The following is a 22,359-nucleotide window of genomic DNA, read 5'->3' on the forward strand; positions in this document are numbered from 1 at the left end:
GTGCCGGGGGTCTCGGTCCCCGTGCCGGGGGTCTCGGTCCCCGTGCCGGGGGTCTCGGTCCCCGTGCCGGGGGTCTCAGTCCCCGTGCCGGGGGTCTCAGTCCCCGTGCCGGGGGTCTCGGTCTCTTCCGTGACCGTTTCTGTTCCTCCGGGGGCCGCCTCGGACGCGAAGGCGGCCGGGGCCAGGGAGACCAGCATCGCCAGAACCAGCAGGAGAGAGAGTCCCCGGTTCCACAGCTTCTTTTTCATGGATTGCCCTCCTTTTGGAGTTGAAAATCAGAGGGGCGGGCAGGGTCTGCCCGCCCCAAACCTTTGATTGGGTCGCTGCTGTTGGTCAGCCCTGCCCATTCGGCGGGCGGTAGTCGCCGGCAGTCACAGTCCATCTCACAACTGTCAGCATATCATTGACGCCCGATGTGGTCTGCTGCAAGGTCAGTGTGAAGGGGGACAGCGTACTGTTTTCCGACGCATCGCTGACAACGCCGTAACCGGAGAGGTTGAAGGTCGCGTCCAGCGGCACATAGGCATAGGAGATATTGAATGTGGTGGTTGCCGATGTGGACGTCCGATTGACGGAGAAATTTCCATCCGACGTAAGCGCTGCGTCCAAAATAGAAATGTAGTCGTTATCGCTTCCTGCCTGTCCGCTGGGCACCGACACAATGGGCCGCAGGGTCGCAGGGTCGCCCGCGCTGCTGTTGCCTCTCCGGTCCATGTAATAAATGGGCTCGTTGAAGATCAGCGTCAGCGTCCCCTGATAATAGCCCGGCTGACTCGCCATTTCTGTTGCCGACCCGCCCACTGTAATGAGATAGGGCGGCTCCGTATCCGGGATGTGGACGTTCTCCACGGCCTTGAAGGAGTAGCCGCTGCCCAGGGCGTTCTGAGCGGTGGCCAGGCAGTAGAAGTAGGTGGCGTTGGCGGCCTCCCCGCTCTGCATGGCGTTTGTGAAGTCCACAAACTCAATCTGAGCCATCTCGGTCTCCAGGCTGCCTGTGGTCACCGGGGAGCCTCCTCCGCCGGTCTGCCGGCGCTGGATAATCTCCTGCACGGTGTCCTTCAGGGTCTGGCTGGCGTAGCGGTCAAAGTAGGATTCTCCCGTGGACCGGTCTTTGGTCTGCAGCATGGCCTCCAGCACGGTCATGATTTCTCCCGGGTCAGTCACGCTGCCCACCGGATTTTGGTCAGCTCCCTCCACCACATTTGATCCGCTCATCTCCCACAGGAACGCCTGCGGGAGCTGGTTATAGGCGAATAGGGCGTAATCCAGGTCGGCGTCCTCCGTGGTGGTGAAGGAGACCTCCGGGTTGACGGCTTCCATGGTAATATACGGAATATCTACTTCTCTCGTGGTGAAGCGGTAGGCGTACACCGCCGAATATGCCTGGTTGGAGGTGCCCTGAATCACGAAGTACGCAATATAGTCCTGCTCTGGCTCCAGGCCCTCCACCAGAACCTCGATTTCAGAGGGGCCTGCGGAGGTGGCGCCGTATTTGATGCGGTTGTTAGCCCCATAGCTGTTGCTGGCGTTGACAATATCCAGGCGCGCGGGGGTGGAAATGGACTGGCGGTATACGAATACAGTTCCGTTCCCTTCATAGTACCCCGCCTCATCCAGATAGAGGTAATCATCGTTGTCCTGAGCCGTGCTGGAGAAATTTCTGATTTCCCCGTTTGCATCCGTTCCCCGGGTGGGGATGGTCCCCTTGGGGGCCACCACATAGTAGATTGTGCCGGGCCGGTCCAGCATCAGGTACATGTTGACTGCGGAGGAGCCTGTGGCAAAGGTGGGGTGGTTGCTGGAGAACTGGGGGGCCTGCTGGTCGCTGAACTGCTTGGTCAGGTTGAAGTCCTCCGGAAGGCCGATGTCGGTGATGCTGGCGGGCACCATCTCCGCGTAGTGCTCCACTGTCAGGTTGTTGGCCAGGGTCTGGAGGTCGTTCGTCGTTCCGGCCAGGATGTTGATGGTGATGTTGACCCGCTGGCTCCAGGTGTCCGGGTCCACCAGGCTGCCGATCTGGGTGAAGTGGATGGCGTACTCGTAATTAGCCGCCTCCCGCAGGGTATTGAGCGGATGGAAGTTGGGGGCGTTGCTGGGGTCCAGGAAGTGCCGGGTCAGGCTGACGCCGATGCGCTCGGTCCCATCCGGGACGGTGATGGTCTGCGTTCCCAGGTACTCCCACGCGCTCTGGGTTCCGCCCTCCGTATTCCGGGCATACAGTTCAAACACCACGCTGGTGTCCGACCAGATGATCATGTCCCAGTCGATGTTGGGCGAGGTGCTCTCAGTGCTCATGGGGTCCAGGGTCCAGCTCACGTCTACACGGTTCCGCTCGTTTACCTCAGCCTCATCGTCCAAGGCCGGGTCTCCGGGTGTCAGTGTATAGAGCTCCAGGCTGGTGATGTTGGGATTGCTCAGGTTGACGATGGCAAAGACGGTGGTGAACTCGTCCAGGGTGGTGGTGCCCATGTTGTTCCGGGCGTCGGAGGTGTCGCAGATAGTGTTGGCCACAATCTGGAAGTAATAGGTGCCGCCGCTGGCCAGGTTCAGGGCGCTCTCTCTGGTAACGGTGGAGGTGGGGAAGGTGACCACCGTCTTGCCGTCCTCCATGGTGATTTCGGCATAGCGGTAGTCAATGACCCAGTCCTCAGTGGTCTTGTCCATGGTTCCGGTGGCCTCCGGAACCAGGTCCGGCCGTCCGTTTCCGGTGTTCACATAGAGCTGGATGCTGCTGCGCAGGAAATTAGCCATGGTCTCCCGGGCGCTGGCCCGCTCCTCGTCGGTGGCGGCCGAGACCACCGCCTGATAGTAGTCCGTCAGGGCCCGGTTCTCGCTGACGCTCTGCACCGTCTCGCTGAACACCAGCCGGATATCGGTGCTGGGCAGAGGCCGGTCTACCTCCGTGCCGTTATACTCGGTAAACTCCTGGGTGACGGTGGGGGCGTTGGAGTCCAGGGTGTGGATGGTAATCATCTGCACCCGGGCCGAGTAGTTCCCCGCCTCGTCCTGGGCCACATAGTAGAGGTCATAGGCGGTCTCTGGCTCCAGGCCGCTGACGGTAAAGTCGATATCCTCCCCCGCCCGCATCCGAACGCTGCCGCTGTCCAGCGCGTTCATGCCGGAGGAGACCTGGAGCTTGGCGGTGTCGCTGGCCAGGTCCACGGCGCCGGTCTGGCCCGCCAGGGGCTTGGGGTACTCCTCGCCCTGGGGCACCACCACCCAGTAGAGGATGCCGTCCTCGTTGAGGTTGGCGTACAGGCCCACAGAGGTCCGCTCCACCCGGTTGACGGTGGCGTTGGTGTTGAAGATGGGGGGCGTGCGGTCCACGGTGGTGAAGTCCAGGCTCTCCACCCGGGAGCTCTGTCCCCCGCCGATGTCGGTGAGCCACAGGTAGAGGGTGTAGTCCTCCAGCTCCTCCAGGGCCACGTTGTTCACGTCGAAGGAGTAGGGGGTGTTCTTGGTGACGTCCAGGGTGCCGAAGCCCAGGTTGCCGGTGACGGCGTTGGCCCGGAAGTCCTGGGCCGTGGGGGCGGCGGCCCCGGCGGGCAGCACCGCCCAGTAGAGGCGGCAGGTCTTGGTGGTCATCACCGTGGCCTGGGCCGAGACGTTGGTGATCCGGGAGAGATAGGGGTAGCCGTCGGCGAAGCCGGGCACCGAGTCATCCGGAGTGGTGAAGGAGATGACCTTCAGGGGGCTCTGGTCCCCCCGGACGTCCTGCATGACGGCGGACAGGTAGTAGGACCCGTCCGAGGTGAGGCGGGTAATCTGCACTGTGGCGGGCTGGTTGGCCCCGGTGAGCTCCACGGCGCCGTTGGCCACAATGGTGGTGGTGTAGGACGGGGGGGAGAGCAGGTCGCCGGTCTCCACGGAGCCGTCGGTCACCGAGGTGACGGCCCAGTAGACGGTGCCCCGCTTGTTGCCGCTGAACTGGACGGAGGCAGTGGTGGGGGCCAGGTCGGTGACCTGGGGGTAGCCCGCCAGCAGCCGGGGATCGGCGGAGGCCTCCGCCGCCGCCTCGCTGTCCATGACCTCCCCGTCGATGGTGGCGGTGATGCCGGGCCGGATGGTGATCTGGTCGGGCAGCATGGCCACGGTGGAGCCGGGGGCGTTCACCACCAGATGCCCGATGTCGCCGTCGCCGGTGAGCTCCGTGGCGGTGTCCAGGTTCACGGTGTCCGCCTTGGCCCCGGAGACGATCTCCAGCAGGCTCTCGGTGGCGGCCTCGTCCACGGTGATGACGGAGGCCTGCCCGCTGCTGAGCATGAGGGTGGAGCCAGGCGTGCGGTTGACCACCTCCTCGATGTTGCCGCTCAGGGTCAGGCTCAGGCCCTCCTCGCCGTTGAGCTCCGTCTGGAGGACCCCCGCGCCGGAGGGGGTGTTGTCCACCAGGTAGGTGTCGGTGCGGACGCTGGCGTCGTCGAGGACGCTGTTCCCCTCCACCCGGAGAGAGACCAGCTGGTTTTTGAGGTTATCCACAATGAGGCTGGGGGCGTCCACGTTCCGCAGGACCACACTGTCGTCGCCCCGTTCGCTGACGCCGCCGCCGCTGACCACGATCTCGCCCAGGACGGTGACGTTTTCCAAAATCACGCCGCCCAGGCCCACGCCGGCGGTGATGTAGAGGTTGCCGCCCACCACGGTGTCCCGCAGGGTGACGCCGGAGGTGGTGATGGTGACGTTGCCCCACACCTCCCCCAGGCTCTCCTCCCCGGGCTCCTGGATGGGGGTCCCCACGGCTTTGAGGAGCATGACGGCCACATCCCCCCGGGTGATGGCCTCCTGGGGGTGGAAGCTGCCGTCGGGGTAGCCCTCGATGATGCCGTATCCGGCCGCCGTGGCCACCAGCCCCCGGCTCCAGGCGCTCAGGTCCCGGCTGTCGCTGAAGCTGATGTTTTCGCCCACGCTGGGCTGCATCATCAGGTTCCGGGCCAGGATCACCACCGCCTCCTCCCGGGTCAGGGAGGCCAGGGGGGAGAAGGTGCTCTCCGAGGTGCCGGTGATGTACCCGGCGGTATAGGCGATGTCCACATCCTCGGCGTACCAGGCGTCCGCCGGCACGTCCTCAAAGGGAATGCCCCCCATGGCGTCGTAGCCGAAGGCCCGGTTGATGATAGTGACAAACTCCGCCCGGGAGATGTCGTTTTCGGGCATCAGGTTGCCCTCAATATCCCCCCGCATGAGGCCCAGCTGGACGGCCTGCTCAATATAGGGGTCCATGTAGGCCGCCTGGGCCTGCCGGGCCCCCTGTCCCGCCGGCAGAAGCACCAGGGCCAGGGCGCACAGGGCGCAGGCCAGGACCTTCCCCCGGCGTGAGATCGTTTTCCAAACCGCAGATCGCTTCATGTTGCTATGGTTCCCCTTTCTCGCGGACCGCTCAGGAGGCGGCCGACCGGCGGAGCTGGATGCTGAAAACCGCTTCCCGCACCATTTTTTCTTCGTCGTGGATGAGGTCGTTGAATGTCCCCGCGTAGAGCGGCACCGGCTCGGCGGAGGGGCGCTGCCGCAGCACCCGCAGGCTCAGCAGCAAGGGCTGGGAGGTGACGGGGATCACCACCTGGACGATCTCCCCCACCTCCAGCGGCCGGGCGCAGAAGAAGGCCAGGCCGCCGCAGCTCAGGTCGTTGCTCAAAATGGGCGCCCGGCCCTTCCAGGTCCCCGACACCGGGTAGAGGAAGCTCTCGAAGCGCACCGGCATCCGCAGGTTTCGCCGGACCTCCTCCCCCAGTTCCCGCACCGCCTCAATGGTGATGACGCTGCCGTCCCGGGCGGTGATCCGGCCCTCCGCAGCCGGAAAGGACTCCGAGGCGCTCACCAGGCTGACAAACTCGTGGGAGAGGACCCGCTTGACGTCCCCGTCGTCCACCTGGACCCTCCAGACATGCTTCTCCGGCCCGTCGTCGGAGCTGACCCGGGCCACCGGCTCCCCCCGGCTGTCGATGAGCAGATATTGATATCTCATGGCGCACCCTCCTCTTCCTGTTCCGCCAGGCGCTGGCGCTGGCGCTCCCGGCGGTACTTCTCCGGGTCGCTGGGATCAAAATTTAAAAAGTAGACGTAAATCTCCACAATGGCCTTGTAGAGCTCCTCCGGGACCTCCCGGCCCAGCTCCATCTGGGAGAGCATGGTGGCCAGGGAGTTGTCCTCGTAGACCGGGACGCCGTTTTCCACGGCCACCTCCACAATTTTCTCCGCCAGATGGCCCATCCCCGAGGCCACAATCACCGGCGCCCCCGCGCCGGGGCCGTACTGGAGGGCCACCGCCCGCCCGGCGTTCCCCTGGGGGGCCCTTTGCTCAGACTTTGACATTGACGCTTCGCTTCCCTTCAAAGAGGTCCGGGAAGACCTCCGTGAGTGTCAGGGGCCGCTCCCGGCGGGAGACCGTGACCTTCTTCCCCGTCAGGCCGTGGCCGGCCAGAATGTCCCGCAGGTCCTGGGCGATGATGCTTCCGCTGCGCTCCACGGCCTCGGGGCCGTAGACGTCCAGCTCCACCTGGTCCTCCCGGGACGCCAGGGTCATCTCCAGAAAGCCCAGGGACTGGACGTCCAGCTTGAAGAGGAACTGGACCTTGCCGCCCCCCTGCTGCTTTTTACCGCTTTGCTCCTGATCCTCGGCGTCCGGGTCCACCCACACCTCGGAGTACATCATCTTCCCGTTCCACTCCAGTGGGAGGATCATGTGGTTGAGGGGCATGAAGACACTCTCGTTGAGGAGCATGGACCGGACAATCTCCTCAAAGCCCTCCCGGGCCTCGGCGCCGAACTTGCCCTGGAGGGCCTGGGAGGCGGTGTCGGTGAGCTTCTGGGCGAACTGGTCCGACTGGGCCGCCTTGCCGAAGTCGTTCTCCTGCAGCAGCCGGAGAATGGAGGCGTCGTCCAGCTGGTTGAGCCCGGCCAGGGTATCCCCGTAGCCGCTCAGCTGCCGGAAGGCGGCCAGCAGCCCAGCCTCGTCCCCGTTTTCATAGCGGGCCATGTTCAGCATCAGCAGGCTGATAAAGGTCCGAATGGTCCCCAGGTCGTGGCTGCGCTCCACATAGGAGCCCAGGTAGGGCAGGATCTCTCCCTGGAGGAGCTGGAGGTTCCCCCCCCGGTCCCCCGCCTGGAGGCCCCGCTCCAGCTGGGCCGTCAGCTCCTCCAGCCGCCCCCGCCAGCTCCGGGGCATGTAGTCCGGCATCTGCCGCAGCAGGGCGGTCATGGTCCTGCCGATGTGCCCGGTGGAGGAGAAGTCGCTGTACCGTTTCACAAAGCTCAAAATGGCCTCGTGGAGCTGGGGGTCCGGCGAGCTGCGGTAGACCTGCCGCAGCAGGGAGAAGATGGGGCCGGAGAAGCGGTTGCCCGCCTGCACCTGCTGGAGGAAGAACTGCTCGAAGGCCGGCGCGTCCATCTGGAGCATCTGGAGCAGGTTGGAAATCTCCTGGGCAATCCCCGCCGACAGCCCCGGGGTGGAGGCCATGCCCCGCATCCAGACCAGGGTTTTGGTGAGCACCGCCGCCAGGTCCGGGGCGTCCCGGAGCTGCTGGAGGAAGGTCTGTAGGTTGGAGTCGTAGCGCAGGCCGTTGGGCCCCAGGTTGTTGTCCGCCCCCTGGCGCTCCGTCTTGCCGTCCGCCCGGCTGACCCGGGTGGGGTCCGCCACATTCTGGACACGGGGGTCCGGCGCCTGCGGCCCGGCGGGCAGCGGGCGGTTGTGTGCCGCGCTATCATAATTTGGGACTGGATTGGTCGCCCCCAACAGGTCTGGCATAGTGATAATCACCCTTTGTCTGCGGAAGTCTGGCCCGGTCCGGGGGGCGGCCGGGCCCCTCCGGCGGGGCCGAATCCCCGGCCGGAGGAATCCGGCCGCTCAATCTGCCGGATTTCTGTAACCAGCGCTTATTTTTTCCTTATTTCAGCCGATAAAGAATAGTGAAAGCCATTATGATGAAAGAAGGTAAAGGCTATGAGTGGCAACGACAGCATTTTAGACGCTTACCTCTACGAGACCAATACCCTTCTGGAGCAGCTGGACAGCATTGTGCTCTCCGCAGAACAGAAGGACAGCTTCTCAGAGGATGACATCAACACCATCTTTCGGATCATGCACACTATCAAGGGTTCCTCGGCCATGATGGAGTTTAACTCCATCATGACCATCGCCCACCGGGCGGAGGACCTCTTCTCCATCATCCGGGAGCAGTCCATCAACGTGGTTCCGGAGGCCAAGCGCCCCGAGCTCTTTGATCTTCTGTTCCAGACCATCGACTTCTTCCGCCAGGAGATTGAGCACATCGAAAACGAAGAGCCGCTTACTGAGAATATCGACAGCTTGCTTGAAAAAGTTAATAGCTTTATTCACCAAATTCAAAGCGGCGGCGCTCCGGAGGCCCCCGCCGCCGCCCAGACGGCCGCCCCCGCCGCCAGTCCCCACGCCGGCTTCCCCTTCGCCCTCCAGGTCTTCTTTGACGAGGGCTGCGGCATGGAAAACCTCCGGGCCCTGATGCTGGTCAACTCCGTCCGGGAGCTGTGCGCCGACAGCGATTTCCGGTACGAGCCGGCCAACGTGGAGAGCGACCCCTCCACCGCCGCCGCCATTGTGGAGTCGGGCTTTATGCTCTACTTCAAGAACCAGGGCGACCGGGACAACGCCATCCACGCGGTAACCGGCGCGGGCTCGGTGCGGACCTACCAGTCCATCGACCACGCGGAGGCCGAGGCCCCCGCGCCGGCGGCGCCGGCCAAGGCCCCCGCCGCCCCTGCCAAGGCCCCCGCCCCCGCGCCGGCAGCGGCGGCCAAGGCTCCCGCCGCCCCTGCCAAGGCCCCCGCCCCCGCCGCCGGCGGGGCCACCCACCACCACAAGGAGAGCCTCATCAGCGTCAACCTCAGCAAGCTTGACGAGCTGATGGCCGTGGTGGGGGAGATCGTCATCACCGAGTCCATGGTCACCGCCTCCCCCGACCTGAAGGGCCTGAAGCTGGACGCCTTCACCAAGTCGGCCCGGCAGCTGCGCAAGCTCACCGACGAGCTACAGGACGTGTCCATGTCCCTGCGGATGGTGCCGGTGTCCAGCACCTTCCAGAAGATGAACCGCATCGTCCGGGACATGTGCAAGAAGCTGGGCAAGCAGGCACGGCTCACCCTCATCGGCGAGGACACCGAGGTGGACAAGACCATCGTGGACAGCATTGGCGACCCCATCATGCACATCGTCCGCAACTCCATGGACCACGGCATCGAGGAGAACGTCCAGGACCGCATCAACGCCGGCAAGGACCCGGTGGGGGAGATCATCCTCTCCGCCCGGCACACCGGCAGCGAGGTCATCATCGAGGTCAAGGACGACGGCCAGGGAGTCAGCTACGAGGGCGTTTTGAACAAGGCCATCCGCAACGGCATCGCCTCCCCCGATGTGGAGTATTCCCATAAGGACATCCTCAACTTCCTCATGGCCCCCGGCTTCTCCACCAACACCCAGGTCACGGAGTTCTCCGGCCGGGGGGTGGGCATGGACGTGGTCAAGCGCAACGTGGAGGACGTGGGCGGCACCGTCTCCATCTCCAGCGAGCCGGGCCAGGGCATGACCACCACCCTGAAGATCCCCCTGACCATGGCCATCATGGACGGCATGGAGGTCTCGGTGGGCCGGTCCATCTTCACCATTCCCATCCACAACATCCGCCAGTCCTTCAAGGTCAGCGAGGGCGACCTCATCCATGACGCCTCCGGCGGGGAGCTCTTCAAGTGCATGGGCAGCTACTACCCGGTGGTGCGGATGCGGGACCGCTACCGCATCGAGGGCGGATGCACGGAGATCGGCGACGGCATCCTCATCTGGCTGGAGTCCGGCGAGCTGTCCTACTGCCTCTTCGTGGACGAGCTGCTGGGGGAGCAGCAGGTGGTGGTAAAGCCCCTGCCCAGCTATCTCAACCGCTTCAGCGTCAAGCAGAGCGGCATCGCCGGCTGCACCATTCTGGGCGACGGCAACATCAGCATCATTCTGGACGTGTCCAATCTCTACGTCCCGGTCTGACCGCCCAAATACAAGGAGGACTTGATTGCTATGGAAGAAGACGTTATGTTCGCCGTCGATCCCTCGGAAGAGGGCGGCGCCTCCCAGGACGCTGTGGAGACCGGCACGGAGAAATACCTCCTGTTCCTGTCTGACGGCCTGTTGTTCGGGGCCAAGGCGGAGTATGTGGTGGAGATCATCACCAACCATGTGATCACCCCCCTGCCCCTGGTGCCGGAATATATCCGGGGGGTCATCAACCTCCGGGGGCAGATTCTGCCCATTGTGGACATCCGGCTGCTGCTGGGCCACCAGATTTCCGACGAGAGCTGCATCATCATCCTCAACATCGAGGGCACCCTGGTGGGCATTCTGGTGGACACCGTCCAGCGCATGGTGGACCTGAAGACCGACGACATCCTCCCGGCCCCGGGGCAGGGGCGGGACATGGTCTGCGGCATGTACTCCCTGGGGGACGGGCAGACCGTCCTGCTCTTTGACTGCCCCCAAATCCTCACCCGCTCCTGAGTGGGGAAACGGAAGGGGCATACTGTGAGCACCATGTTTCACGACCTGACCATCAGCGATACCGACTTCCAGCGCCTGGTCCAGTTCATGCAGAAGAACTACGGCATGGACCTGAGCAAGAAGCGGCAGCTCATCTCCAGCCGCCTCTCCAACTCCCTGAAGGAGCGGGGCTACGCCGACTTCCGGTCCTTTCTGGACCACCTGTTTCGGACCAAGGACCCCGACGACCTGGAGCTGGTGCTGGACAAGCTGACCACCAACTACACCTTCTTCCTCCGGGAGAAGGACCACTTCACCTATCTGCAAGAGCACATCCTGCCCGAGCTGGTCCAAAAGCACCAGCGGGACAAGATCCTCTCCATCTGGAGCGCCGGCTGCTCCAGCGGAGAGGAGCCCTACACCCTGTCCATCTACCTCAAGGAGTTCTTCGGCGCCCATGCCTCCCAGTGGGATACCCGGGTGCTGGCCACGGACATCTCCCACCAGGCCCTGGCCAAGGCCCAGGCCGGGGTGTACCAGGTTCCGGCGGACATGCCCGAGGCCTGGCTGCGGCGGTACTTTACCCGGGACCTGTCCACGGGGTTGTACACCGTTTCCCAGGATATTCGGAAGAACGTCATCTTCCGCCCCTTCAACCTCATGGACCCCATCCGCTTCCGGCTGAAATTTGACGTCATCTTCTGCCGGAACGTGATGATCTACTTCAACCAGGCCACCCGGGACGCCCTGGTCCAGCGCTTCTACGACGCCATGTACCCCGGGGGCTATTTCTTCATCAGCCATTCCGAATCCCTCAACCAGAATCCCCTGTTCCAGACGGTGGCCCCGGCGGTCTACCGGAAGCCCCCGGCGGGACGTTGAAAGAAGGACGTTGCCAGATGTTAAACAACACACACAAGATCCGGGTCCTGGTGGTGGACGACTCCGCAGTGGCCCGGACCTTTATGACCCGCGGACTCTCCGGCCACCCCAGAATCGAGGTGGTGGGCTACGCCATCAACGCCGAGGATGCCAAGCGAAAAATCGACAGCCTCTCCCCTGACGTGATGACCCTGGACGTGGAGATGCCCGGCACCAACGGCATCGACTTTTTGAAGCAGCTTCTGCCGGTCCACCCCCTGCCGGTGATCCTGGTCTCCTCCCTGAACCTGCGGGTCTTCGACGCCCTGGCCGCCGGTGCGGTGGACTTCGTCCGCAAGCCCGACGGGGTGGAGAACCGGGAGAGCTTCCTCAACTCTCTGGCCCAGAAGATCGTGGCGGCCTCCTACGCCAAGGTCCACCGCCCCCAGCCGGCGGCCTCCGCCCCGCCGGCGGCTCCTTCTTCGGCCCCTGAGGCCGCCCCTGCCGTGGCCGCCCTGGGGAAGAGCGCCGGGATGGACCTGGACCACACCATCATCGGTCTGGGGGCCTCCACCGGCGGCACCGAGGCCACCCTGGAGGTCCTCAAGCGCCTCCCCGCCGACATCCCCGGCATGGTCATCGTCCAGCACATGCCCGTGGGCTTTACCAAGATGTACGCCGAACGCCTCAACCGCCTGTGCCAGATGGAGGTCCGGGAGGCCAAAAACGGCGATGAAATCCACCGGGGCCTGGCCCTCATCGCCCCGGCGGACCTCCAGGCCCGGGTGGTCCGCATGGGCTCCCGGTACACCCTGTCCTGTATGCCCGGGGAGAAGGTCAGCGGCCACCGGCCCTCGGTGGACGCCCTGTTCTCCTCCATGGCCGCCCAGGTCAAGTGCCCCATGGTGGGCATCATCATGACCGGCATGGGCCGGGACGGGGCCAACGGCCTGCTGGAGATGCGGAAGGCCGGGGCCTACACCATCGGCCAGGACAAGGACTCCTGCGTGGTCTACGGTATGCCCATGGTGGCCTACGACATCGGGGCGGTGATGATCCAGGCCTCCTGCGAGAACATCGCGGGGGTGCTGATGAACCACCTCAAGAGCGGGAAATAGGCGCCGCCCGGTTTCCGCTGGACACAAAAGGGCCGGTGAAAGACCCGGGAAAAGAACGCGTCCCGCACCAGACGGTGCGGGGCGCGGCTTTTTAGGGCGGCTGCTTTACAGTCCCTTTTTTGTCACCATCTGTCCCCCCGGTGGTACCAGAAAATGCACCCGATCCAGGTCAGCAGCACCCCGGTGAGGAGGGGCAGGGGGAGAAGGCCGGTCACCAGGGCCAGCAGGTCCTCTCCCAGGTCTGCCAGAAAGTACAGGTACGCCAGCCAGCCCTCCAGAAGCTGCAACAGACTCCCCAGCATGGGGAACAGAGCGTGATACATGAGATAGAACATGGTTCAGACCTCCTTTGTTCCTGCGGGGCGGACTTCCCGGCCCGCCCCTTCCACAAGCGCCGGGCGTCCCGGGGGCCAAATGGCCTCCGGCGGCATTCCGTCATGGCCCGCGCCTCCCTTGCCGCCGCCAGGCCCATCCGGCCAGGTTCCCCAGGAGGGGGGCGCACAGGGAGACGGCCCAGAACAGGGGGATTGTCTGCCCGCCGTAGACCCACAGGGAGGCCGGGACGAAGACCAGCAGGCTCGCCAGGGGGTAGAGGGGCCGGAGGCCCTGCCGCTTCCCCAGGGAGAGAGCGGGGCAGAAGCCCCCCAGGGGCAGCACCAGGCAGGGCAGCACCAGGGCCCGGAGCACCGGCACATCCGGGGCGTCCAGCAGGGCCAGGAGCAGGGGCAGTCCGGCGTTTACCAGCAGGAGGACCGGGAGGTAGGGCAGGGTCTCCCGCCAGTGGAGGGGGGAGGGCCCCGCGTCCAGGCCCAGGGCCCGGCGGAGCTGCCGCACCTCCCCATACCACCCCACCCAGCGGCCCAGCCAGATCACCAGATAGACGGCGGCCAGCAGCAGCAGCCACAGGGGGAGCCAGCGGGGCTCCATCCCCAGGGAGAGGGTCAGCAGGGCGGAAAAGAGGCAGGCGGTGACGGCGAAGTGGAGGAGGGAGCGCCGGAGGACCCGGCCCCCCTGGTCCTCAAAGGGGAGGGTGGCCACCCCCACCGCCGCCCCGAAGCCGAAGCACAGCCCCAGGGTGACCGCCGCCGCCCCCGGCAGGCCCAGGACGTCCATGAGTCCCCGGCAGACGGGAGGGGCGGAGTACCCCCCCGCGAAGAGGGGGCCCCACAGGGCCAGGGCAGGCAGCACCCCCGCCCCGCCCCCCAGCAGGATGCGCAGGAGCCACTGTTTTTGCCGGTCCGTCATGCGAAACGCCTCCTTTCAAAGCCGCAGGGCTTCCTTGAGCTTTTTCACATACCGCCGGGAGACATAGCAGGCGGTCTCTCCGGCCAGGGTCATCTTGATGGTGCCGGTGAGGGAGAGGTCCAGGGCGGTGACGGCCCGGAGGTTGACGATCTCCGAGTGGGAGATGCGCACAAAGGTGTGGCGGTCCAGCTTCCCCTCCAGCTCGTAGAGCCGCTCCCGCAGGTCGTAGACCCCGTCCGGGGTCTGGACCTTCACCCCCTTCTCCTGGGCAAAGCACCGGAGGATGTGGTCCTCGCGCAGGGGGACGGCCACGTCCCCCCGCCAGCCGGTGAGGACCCCGCCCCCCTCCAGCCGGGCGGCCAGGGCCCGGACCTCGTCGGTGAGGGCCGGGGCGGTGATGGTCACCTCCGGCTCCCCGCACGCCGGGTCAATGCGGACCTCCACCTTCATTTTTAAACCATCCCCTCCTTCACCCCCAGTATAGGCAAAAACCGGCCGCCTGTCTACAGATTTGCGACAGGCGGCCGGTTTTTCGGGATAACTGGCGCGGCGGGCGGTCAAAAAAGGCGCGGGGTTCCGGCCTAGGGCTTGTTTGAAAATTGGCGATGTGTCCAGCAGCGAGGGATTTTGAGCCGCTGGCAAGCAATTTTTTTGCAGGAATCCTGGCGGATTGCAAGGAAAAATTGCGCCGTCCAGGGGGCAAAAGCCCCGCCGGTTGGGCATGCTGCCATGTTTCAAACAAGCCCTAATGCAGGGCCTCCTCCAGCCAGCGGCGGGACCGCGCCCGCTCCCGGTCCAGGACCGCGTTGACCGCCTGGTAGTCCGGGGGCGTCAAGCACCGCGCAAAGAACGCCTCGCTGAAGCTGCTGCCAATATGGCCGGCGGCGTCTCCCAGCTCCTGAAACACAGAGAACCGGTCCGCCTGGCGGTTGACAAAGCTCATAAAGTTCTTCTGAAAAATGAGGGAAAAGCAGGTGCCATGAAAGGAATCGGTAATGACATACCGGCACGCCTGGAAAAAGTACAGCACATCCTCCACCTGGGCGTCGGGCTGTACCCACGCAAAGTCCAGCATGTGCCGCAGCAGCTCCAGGGAGGACTCCACAGGCTCGCACAGGCCGATGACGTCGATCTCCTCCCCCCCAAGCTGCTCCCGGACCCGCTGGCAGGCCAGCCGCTTCTCCTCCGTGGGGTTGAGGATATACGCCAGGAGGAAGGGCCGGCTCCGCTTGCGCCGGGATGTCTCGGCCAGCTGGCTGTACGCGGCCTGGTCCAGCAGAAAAACAGGGTCCAGGACCCATTCCGCCTTCACGCCGTAGAGCTGCCGGCAGGATTCCACGCCAAACCGCTCCCGCACCCCGATGCGGTGGAACCGCCGGTAAAGCGGGGCGCACGCTTTCTCCGGCTCGGCCCCCCGGGCGCCGAAGGACGCGCCATAGGCCACCTTCCTGATTTGGCTGCCGGCAAACTCCAGCTGGTAGTAATTCCCGGAATTGGACTGCCGGTTGAAATGCCGGTTCCACACCTGGTCGGAGCCAACCACCAGCGCCCTGCTGCACTGCTCCACCCACTTGATGTCGCCGCTCAGAAAGTAGCCGGAGGAGCAGACATAATGCGCCCTGGCGAATTCCTGAAAGCTCCCCTGGGGCCGGAGGGTTCCGCAGTTGTCCACGGCGATGACCCGCCGGTTTTTTGCCAGGTATGTATAGAGGGCGTAGTTGGTCAGGGCGTTGCCAAAATTAGGGCTCCAGTGCAGAATCAGGGCGACGTCAAAGCGCAGGGTCTGGTAGGCCCGGACCACCGCCTGGTTCAGGCTGGAGGGGTCCTCCCTCCAGCTTTTCAGCAGCAGCTCCCGCAGGGGCGGGCGCTCCACGCCGGAGCAGGCGCTGGGATTGCAGCGGTGGGCCAGGGCGGTCTGCGCCCGGCCCAGCTCCTTCCGGGCCGGAAATTCGCTCCGCACCGCCTGGAAAAGGGCCCTGCCCTTTTCGGTGTTCACCGTCAGATAGGAGGTCCCCTTTCCATCCTCAAATTGGGGGTCGACATACTGGATGCCCCAGAAATCCGCCGCCGTCAGGTCGCTGTACCGCCCGTTCTTGAATGCGCAGCGGTAGCAGCTCTCCCGCAGAATCCAGTCGCTCAGAAAGGCGGCCAGATACAGATCCCCGGCGTTTTGATAGGTGCGGCCGGAGGCAAATCGCAGATAGAGCCCGGTTTTCCAGCCGAAGGCCTCCTTCCGGCGGAAATTCACCTCGGCCAGCGGCCCCTCCTGGCGCTCCATCTCCTGTAGGTAGCTCTGGTACACCTGCGGGGAGGGGACGCCGTGGCACACCACATCCATAGTATACAGATTTTCATAGGGCTTTTGCAAAAAGGCCCGGAGGCCCGCCGCCTGGCAGGCGCAGCCGGTAAAGAGAACCGTTTTCCCCTCCCTCAGCAGGTCCCGAATCTGGCTGTAGACCCCGGAGGTGTCGCTCTGCACATATTTGGAGGTCTGCATGGCCCGCACCCGTTCCGGGTCCCGGCTGACGATATGGCGCACCGCAAACCCCTCATCGAATACCGCCCCGGCCACATAGCCGCCCCGGTCCAGGATATGCCGGGCCAGCACGGGGAAGACGCCGCCGGAGGAGGCCCCCATGCGCGCCGCGTCCGCCGCCTGCAGGGCATAGCACCGGCTGGGGATGGGCGCGGCGGACAGCGCGTACTGGGTGGGGCAGACCCGCAGGCAGAGGCCGCAGGAGACACAGGCGGCGCCGTCCACCTGGGGATATAGAAAGCCGTCCTCCCGGTACGCCATGGCAACGGCCCCCTCCGGGCAGATGGAGGCGCACCCTCCGCAGCCCACGCAGCGCTTGACGCCGGACACGTCGGCGGTCTCCACAGGCTCCGGCTCCCGCTGGGGATTCCGGCGGTCCAGATACGCCTGGAGGCAGGCCGCGTATTCCGGGTCCCCCGACAAAATCTCCAGGTAGGGCCCGGCGGCCTCCCAGGCGTCCGCGTCCTCGATGTCCTCCAGCAGCTGGCTGAGGGCGCGCTCCTTCAGGCCGGCCCGTCCCAGCGGGAGGAGAAAGGCGCTCATCCAGTAGCACCGGGCCACCAGGGCGCCAGGGTCGGTGCGCACCGGCGCTTCCACCTCCGCCAGAGCGCCCCGGTTGAAGCGGGCCGGGGCCGTCAGCGACAGGCGCAGCAGCAGCTCCTCCTCCACCAGGGCGGACAGGTCCTCGTCAAATCCGCCCAGACGCTCCAGCAGCGCCCGGGGGATCACCGCCGTCTGGGGGGAGACCCCGCCCGCAAAGATGTCCGGGAAGATCCGTCCGCACGTCTTGACCGCCGGCCAGTCCTGCGGGGGCAGCGTGTCCTCCGTCCCCCGGACCCGGGCGGCGGTGTAGCACCAGGCGATCCGGTCCTGCTCCAGGGCCTTCACCGCCCCAGGCAGCCAGACGGGGTCCAGGACGGCGCCCGCCTGGAGGAAGGTGAGATACCCGCCCCGGGCCAGGCGCAGGGCCCCGTTGAGGCAGGCGCCGGGCCTGGCGCCGGCGGGCAGGGAGAGATGCCGCACCCGCCCGGACCAGGGGGCGTCCCCCTGGTCCAGCAGCTCCGGCACGGCGGCGCCGGCGCGGGGCTGGGTGACCACGATCTCATAATCCAGGCCGGACAGCCCTGCCAGACATTCCAGCGTCCGGCGCAGGGGCTGGGCCTGGCTCCCGGCCAGAATCACAATGGTGAGCATAGGCTCCTCCTTTCGTCATGCGTGCAGATGGACCGCCGCCCGGGCTTCCTCCTCCGGCTCCAGCAGGTGGGCCACCTGCCGGTAGGCGGGGCTCTGCTTCAGCGCGTCCACCGCCGGGTCGCCGGGGGCGAATCGGGCCAGGATGGCCCGCACCTGCGCCGCCAGGGCGGTCAGCTCCATGGAAGCCCCCAAATCCTCCGAGACGGCGGACGCCCCGCCGCCCGCCTCATCCATCAGGAATTGGACCATGCGCTTCATCCTGGGGGCCTGCCGGAGGCCCCGGCGCAGGGCGCGGAGGTATCCGGCGGCGTCCTCCTCCTCCAGGGCCTCCTGCCCCCGGAGGAGGTGCAGGGCGAAGCGGTGAAGCCCCGGCAGGGCGGCCCACTCCCCGGCGTCGGAAAGCAGCTCCGGGTTGTAGTAGTTGGGCAGGTAGTCGGCGGCCACGGCCAGAAACCGCCGGCACAGAGGGCCGCGCCACGCCTCTTCCCCCTCCCAGGTCTTCTCTGCCTGGCAGGCGGCGGTCAGCAGATCCATCAGGAACTGGAAGCGGGCCATGGAGCCGGTAAAATCCCACCGCCCTTCCCAGTCCAGCACCGCCGCCGGAGACAGGGCCTCGCTGAGCTGTACCGCCGCCGCCTGGAGCCGCTCCCGGCTCTGGGCAAAAAACCCCTCCGGCAGCTCCGCCCCCAGCTCCGCCGCCCGGACCGCCGCCGGGGCAGGCACGTCCGGCCAGTCCTCCGCCGGGATTTGGGAGAGGACCGCCCGCACCTCGGGCAGGGCCCCCTCCATGAGCCGGACCGCCCGGCCCAGGGCCCCCTCCACCCGGGCGTACAGCCGCCAGGGGCGCTCCGGGCCCTCCTCCTCCGGCGGCTGGGGCCGGAAGGCGGCCTCCGCCGCCGTCAGAAACCGCTCCCACAGCGGGCCGCCCTCCCTGCCGGGCAGGCTCCGGACGGCGGCGGCCCCCGCCGCCGCGAAGTCCTGCATCTCCGGCTCCCCGGCGGCCCAGGCGCAGCCCTCCAGAAGGGTGTGCAGCTCCGCCGGCTCCAGGCCCTCCCAGTCCGGCTCCCCGGCCAGCAGCGCCGCCGCCTCCCCGGTCCGGCCCAGCCGGGCCAGGGCCTTCCCGCCCAGGGTCCGGGCGTATACCTCGAATTTCCGGGCCGAACAGTTGAGAATGGAGGTGCTTAAAATCATCAGGTCGAAGTTCCGGTCCCGGCAATCCCGCCAGGCGGCCAGAAAGGCCTCCGTCAGGCCGGGGACCTCCTCATATTGGGCCTGCTCAAAATAGTATTTTAAGAGGAAGAAATTGCCGTCCAGCCGCAGAAACATGCTGTCCGGGAAATTGGCCCCGGCCCAGCGCCGCCACTTTTCCAGCTCCGGCATCTTCTGGGCGGCGGCCGTCTGCAGCGCGTGGCGGCACAATACGGCCCCATAGGCCTCCCCCTCCCGGCTCCCGCGCTGCCGGGCCAGGGCCTTCATGGCCCGGCGGACATAATCCGCCTTCCGGGCGGGGAAGGGGCCGGCGGATTCCACACACTGGAGGAGCCGCCGCAGGCTCTGGGGGTTCTTCGCCAGCTCCCGCTCCAGCAGGGCCAGGTTCCGCTCCATCTTCTGGATTTGGCGCTCCGGGCGCCGGGGGTCCTTGGCGTAGCCGTCGTGGTGGAGCTTCACATCCATTAAAATTTTCTTTTTGTCCGCCGGCACGGCGGGGAGGGTCTCGTGGATGGCGCCGGAATAGCGGGGGTGGAGGTCCAGACGGGCCATCCGGCCGGCCAGGAAGTCAGCCCCCGGCCCCTTCATCTCCAGGTTGTTGTAGCTGTACTGGTTCACCATGGCCATGAAGTACTGGTCCGCCTCCGGACCGGTGAGGAAGCCGGTCAGCTGGGTGAAGTCCGGGTCCAGGTACTCGTCGGCGTCCACGGCCAGATACCACTTCCCCGCGCACCGGTCCAGCACCGCGTTCCGGGCGGCGGAGAAGTCGTCCACCCACGCGAAATCGAACAAGAGGTCCGCGTATTGTTCCGCGATCTCCCGGGTGCCGTCGGTGGACCCGGTGTCGGCGATGACCAGCTCACAGGGGATGGCCTCCCGCAGGGGCTGGAGGGCCCGGAGGCATGTTTCGATGCACCGGATCTCGTTTTTCACAATCATGCCAATGGACAAGAGGGGCTTGCGCATCGCGTTTCCTTCCTTTCTTTCTCTGGCGTCCCTTTCCTCAGCCGGCCGCGGCTTTGCCGGCTGAGGAAAGGGGGCCGGCCCTTTCGGGCCGGCCCCGCCGTGTGCTGGGTGTGGTGCGGCTTCGCCGCAAAGTCCGCCTGGCTCCCTTGCTCCTCAGCTCCCCACGCGGCTTACGCCGCGCGGGGGCCCCTTTTTGGCGGCCATGCCGGCCAGCGCATGTGCGCTGCGGCAGCCGCCGTGCCGCAGGCTCCCGAAAGGCTTACTGTAGGAGCTGCAAGACCCCCTGGGGCACCTGGTTGGCCTGGGCCAGCATGGCCTGGGCGGACTGGACCAGGATGTTGTTCTTGACATAGGACATCATCTCTTCGGCCACGTCGGTGTCGCGGATGGTGGACTCGGCGTTCTGGATGTTCTCCTCCATGACGCTCAGGTTGTTGATGGTGTGCTCCAGGCGGTTCTGGGCGGCGCCCAGATTGCCCCGGATGGTGGACACCGTGTTGATGGCGGCCTTGACGGTGTCGATGGCCGAGTTGGCGGCGGAAACGCTGCTAATGTCAAGAGCATCAATGCTCAGCGCAGCAGCGGAAACGCTGCCAATGGTCACCGACAGGGTCTGGGCGGCCGTGTCGCCGATCTGCAGGGTCACGCCGGTCGTGGCGTAACTACCGTCCAGCAGGGTGATGCCGTTGAAGTTGGAGGACTCGGCGATGCGGTCGATTTCCTCGAGCAGGGCGTTTACCTCCAGCTGCAGGTTGGCCCGGTCCACATCGTTGTCATAGGTGCCGTTGGCGGACTGAGTGGCCAGCTCCACCATGCGGTTGAGCATGTCGTGGACCTCGGTGAGGGCGCCCTCGGCGGTCTGCACCAGGGAGATGCCGTCCTTGGCGTTGTCCTGGGCCTTGTTCAGGCCGGTGATCTGGGCCCGCATCTTCTCGGAGATGGCCAGCCCGGCGGCGTCGTCGCCGGCCCGGTTGATCTTGTAGCCGGAGGAGAGCTTCTCCAGATTCTTGGACAGGGCGGACGTGTTGTTGGTGTAGTTGCGGTAGGAGTTCATAGCCATGATGTTATGCTGGATTCTCATTTCGATAGCTTCCTTTCTTTGAAATGATGTTGGGGATTTGCGCTCCGCCGCGCCGTATTCCTCTGGCGCGGGTTCCTGCCTGGGCGGTCCGGTCCGCAGCCTCCGTGGCCTTTGGGGGTCTGCGCCGTTCCGCGCACCTCTCTATTTCAACCGGCTCGCGAGGCCGGGTGAAACCATTGGAATGGTCATCGTCATAATATTTGGAACGCCCTTCCGGGCTTCGGACGCGGCCCCAGGGGGGAGGCGTCTTCTCGTTTCCCAACGGTCCTCCGCTGCTTTTGGGTGCGCTGAGCGAAGCCGCAGCGGTCCGCCGCTTCGCTCAACGCGCCCCAGCCGGAGGCATGGGCCTGCACCGGCGTTCCCACCGGCAATCTTTTTATCTCAGTTCTTTAAGAAACCGCCTCCTGGACCTGCCCGGCCTGATACCGGGCCAGCCCCTTGGTCTTGATGTTGACGGCGGCGTTGACGCCCCGCCTGTGCTCCGCCCCGCACACAGGGCAGACCCAGCGGCGGGCCTTGGGCGGGATGCTCTCAGTCACCGCGCCGCAGGCGGAGCAGACCTTGGTGGTGGGGGTGAACCGGTCCACCTCCAGCAGCTGCTTGCCCTGCCGCTCCAGCTTATAGCGCAGCAGCTCCCGGAACATCCCGAAGCCGGAATTGAGCACATCACTGCCCCCCAACGCCCCGGAGATCGCCCGCAGAGAGTCGCCCCGGATACATACGGCGTCCCAGGCGTTGGCTATCCGCCGGGACTCCTTGTGGAGGAAGTCGCGCCGCTGGTTGGCGATGCGCTCGTGGAGCTGGCGATATGTTTGGACTTGCTCCTGATAATTCCTGGAACCTGGCTGTAGGCGGCTGAGCTTTTGCTGTACTTTGACCAGCTTCTCCTGGGACTGTTTCAGCCACCGGGGCGGATTAGCGGCGGTTCCGCCGTCCGCCACATAGAAGTGAGCCAGGGAGTATTTCAAACCGATGGTGGTCTCCTCTGTGGGTGTCACCGGCTCCGGCCTGCGCACCGGGCAGGCGTAGAGCAGACAGCCGTAATACCTGCCCGTCTTGGTGCGCTCCACGGTGATGCGGGTGAGCCTCCAGCCGCTCCGGGGCCGCCGGGGGAATTTGGCCTTTACCAGCCCCGCCTTGGTCATGCGCACGGCGTTTTTTGTGATGTAGATGGTGGCGCTTTCCCCCATCACATGGTTGCAGGCGGTGAAGCGGTCCCGGTCAGTCTTTTTTCGCTTGAAACGGGGATACCCAAAGGCCGCCGGGCTGCGGAAAAAATTCCGAAACGCCTGGGAGAGCTTGTTGTGCTCCTGAATCAGCGCCTGATTGTCCACCTCTTTCAGGAAGGGGGCTTCCTTCTTGTATTTGGCCGGGGTGGGGATGAAGTGGGCGCCGGTTTCGCTGTAAAACCGCTCATGGTCGGAGAGCATCCGGTTCCAGATGTACCGGCAGCAGCCGAAGGTCTTTTGGAACAGCGCCTCCTGCTCCGGCGTGGGATAGAGGGGGACCTTGATGGTGTTATATTGGATCTCCGGCCTGGACCGGTCCGTTTTTTGTTTGCGCTCCATCGCCGTCACCTCCCGCCCGCTGTTCCAAAAAGTGTACTTTTTGGAACAGAAAAAATTTTTTCAAAAACGGCTTAACTTTGCCCCAAAACAGCCGA

16 protein-coding genes are annotated in these 22,359 nt (G+C 65.4%); 4 read left to right on the forward strand and 12 right to left on the reverse strand.

Translation table 11 applies throughout. The annotated features are described in order from the left end of the window. The 5 genes from Q0K09_RS06315 to Q0K09_RS06335 all read right to left on the reverse strand — a co-directional run. The coding region (locus Q0K09_RS06315; protein WP_294474379.1) for a hypothetical protein at nucleotides 1-248 on the reverse strand (248 nt) is incomplete at its 3' end. Nucleotides 249-333: 85 nt separating this feature from the next. Further along, a complete protein-coding gene (locus tag Q0K09_RS06320; RefSeq protein ID WP_294474382.1) occupies nucleotides 334-5,343 on the reverse strand; it encodes an S-layer homology domain-containing protein in 5,010 nt (1,669 codons plus the stop codon). Between the two features lie 31 nt (nucleotides 5,344-5,374). Next, nucleotides 5,375-5,959 carry a PilZ domain-containing protein gene (locus Q0K09_RS06325; protein ID WP_294474384.1) on the reverse strand — a complete coding sequence of 195 codons (585 nt, stop codon included), beginning with the start codon at nucleotides 5,957-5,959 and terminating at the stop codon, nucleotides 5,375-5,377. Then, nucleotides 5,956-6,306 (reverse strand): EscU/YscU/HrcU family type III secretion system export apparatus switch protein, encoded by a 351-nt coding sequence (locus Q0K09_RS06330; RefSeq protein ID WP_294474387.1) that lies wholly within the window; start codon nucleotides 6,304-6,306, stop codon nucleotides 5,956-5,958. Before Q0K09_RS06330 ends, Q0K09_RS06325 begins: the two co-directional genes overlap by 4 nt. Beyond that, entirely contained in the window at nucleotides 6,293-7,630 is a 1,338-nt protein-coding gene (locus tag Q0K09_RS06335) for a hypothetical protein (protein ID WP_294474389.1), read from the reverse strand. Before Q0K09_RS06335 ends, Q0K09_RS06330 begins: the two co-directional genes overlap by 14 nt. 303 nt (nucleotides 7,631-7,933) lie before the next feature. Here Q0K09_RS06335 and Q0K09_RS06340 point away from each other — a divergent pair, with 303 nt between their 5' ends. From Q0K09_RS06340 to cheB, 4 genes are read left to right on the forward strand one after another with little or no spacing between them, the layout of a single operon-like run. After that, nucleotides 7,934-10,000 carry a chemotaxis protein CheA gene (locus tag Q0K09_RS06340; RefSeq protein WP_294474390.1) on the forward strand — a complete coding sequence of 689 codons (2,067 nt, stop codon included), beginning with the start codon at nucleotides 7,934-7,936 and terminating at the stop codon, nucleotides 9,998-10,000. A 30-nt stretch (nucleotides 10,001-10,030) separates the two neighbouring features. Continuing rightward, complete coding sequence (locus Q0K09_RS06345) at nucleotides 10,031-10,507, forward strand: chemotaxis protein CheW (protein ID WP_294474392.1); 477 nt, start codon at nucleotides 10,031-10,033, stop codon at nucleotides 10,505-10,507. Nucleotides 10,508-10,540: 33 nt separating this feature from the next. Then, nucleotides 10,541-11,368 carry a protein-glutamate O-methyltransferase CheR gene (locus Q0K09_RS06350; protein WP_294474412.1) on the forward strand — a complete coding sequence of 276 codons (828 nt, stop codon included), beginning with the start codon at nucleotides 10,541-10,543 and terminating at the stop codon, nucleotides 11,366-11,368. 17 nt (nucleotides 11,369-11,385) lie between these two features. Next, nucleotides 11,386-12,465: a chemotaxis-specific protein-glutamate methyltransferase CheB gene (cheB, locus tag Q0K09_RS06355; RefSeq protein WP_294474393.1), complete on the forward strand. Its 1,080-nt coding sequence runs from the start codon at nucleotides 11,386-11,388 to the stop codon at nucleotides 12,463-12,465. A 122-nt stretch (nucleotides 12,466-12,587) separates the two neighbouring features. Here cheB and Q0K09_RS06360 read toward each other — a convergent pair whose 3' ends face one another. From Q0K09_RS06360 to Q0K09_RS06390, 7 genes are all read right to left on the reverse strand, one after another. Beyond that, nucleotides 12,588-12,800 carry a hypothetical protein gene (locus Q0K09_RS06360; RefSeq protein ID WP_294474395.1) on the reverse strand — a complete coding sequence of 71 codons (213 nt, stop codon included), beginning with the start codon at nucleotides 12,798-12,800 and terminating at the stop codon, nucleotides 12,588-12,590. Nucleotides 12,801-12,900: 100 nt separating this feature from the next. After that, nucleotides 12,901-13,710 (reverse strand): DUF3021 family protein, encoded by an 810-nt coding sequence (locus Q0K09_RS06365; RefSeq protein ID WP_294474398.1) that lies wholly within the window; start codon nucleotides 13,708-13,710, stop codon nucleotides 12,901-12,903. Between the two features lie 15 nt (nucleotides 13,711-13,725). Beyond that, the gene (locus Q0K09_RS06370; RefSeq protein WP_294474401.1) at nucleotides 13,726-14,160 is read right to left on the reverse strand and encodes a LytTR family DNA-binding domain-containing protein; all 435 of its coding nucleotides are present in this window, start codon (nucleotides 14,158-14,160) and stop codon (nucleotides 13,726-13,728) included. Nucleotides 14,161-14,455: 295 nt separating this feature from the next. Beyond that, nucleotides 14,456-17,440 carry a polysaccharide pyruvyl transferase family protein gene (locus Q0K09_RS06375; RefSeq protein ID WP_294474403.1) on the reverse strand — a complete coding sequence of 995 codons (2,985 nt, stop codon included), beginning with the start codon at nucleotides 17,438-17,440 and terminating at the stop codon, nucleotides 14,456-14,458. Nucleotides 17,441-17,455: 15 nt separating this feature from the next. After that, entirely contained in the window at nucleotides 17,456-19,615 is a 2,160-nt protein-coding gene (locus Q0K09_RS06380; RefSeq protein WP_294474405.1) for a glycosyltransferase family 2 protein, read from the reverse strand. A 259-nt stretch (nucleotides 19,616-19,874) separates the two neighbouring features. Further along, nucleotides 19,875-20,696 carry a flagellin gene (locus Q0K09_RS06385; protein WP_294474407.1) on the reverse strand — a complete coding sequence of 274 codons (822 nt, stop codon included), beginning with the start codon at nucleotides 20,694-20,696 and terminating at the stop codon, nucleotides 19,875-19,877. 389 nt (nucleotides 20,697-21,085) lie between these two features. After that, a complete protein-coding gene (locus tag Q0K09_RS06390) occupies nucleotides 21,086-22,264 on the reverse strand; it encodes a transposase (protein ID WP_294474410.1) in 1,179 nt (392 codons plus the stop codon). Nucleotides 22,265-22,359 lie beyond the last annotated feature (95 nt).

It is taken from the genome of uncultured Intestinimonas sp. (assembly GCF_944387725.1).
Classification (GTDB): Bacteria; Bacillota; Clostridia; order Oscillospirales; family Oscillospiraceae; genus Intestinimonas.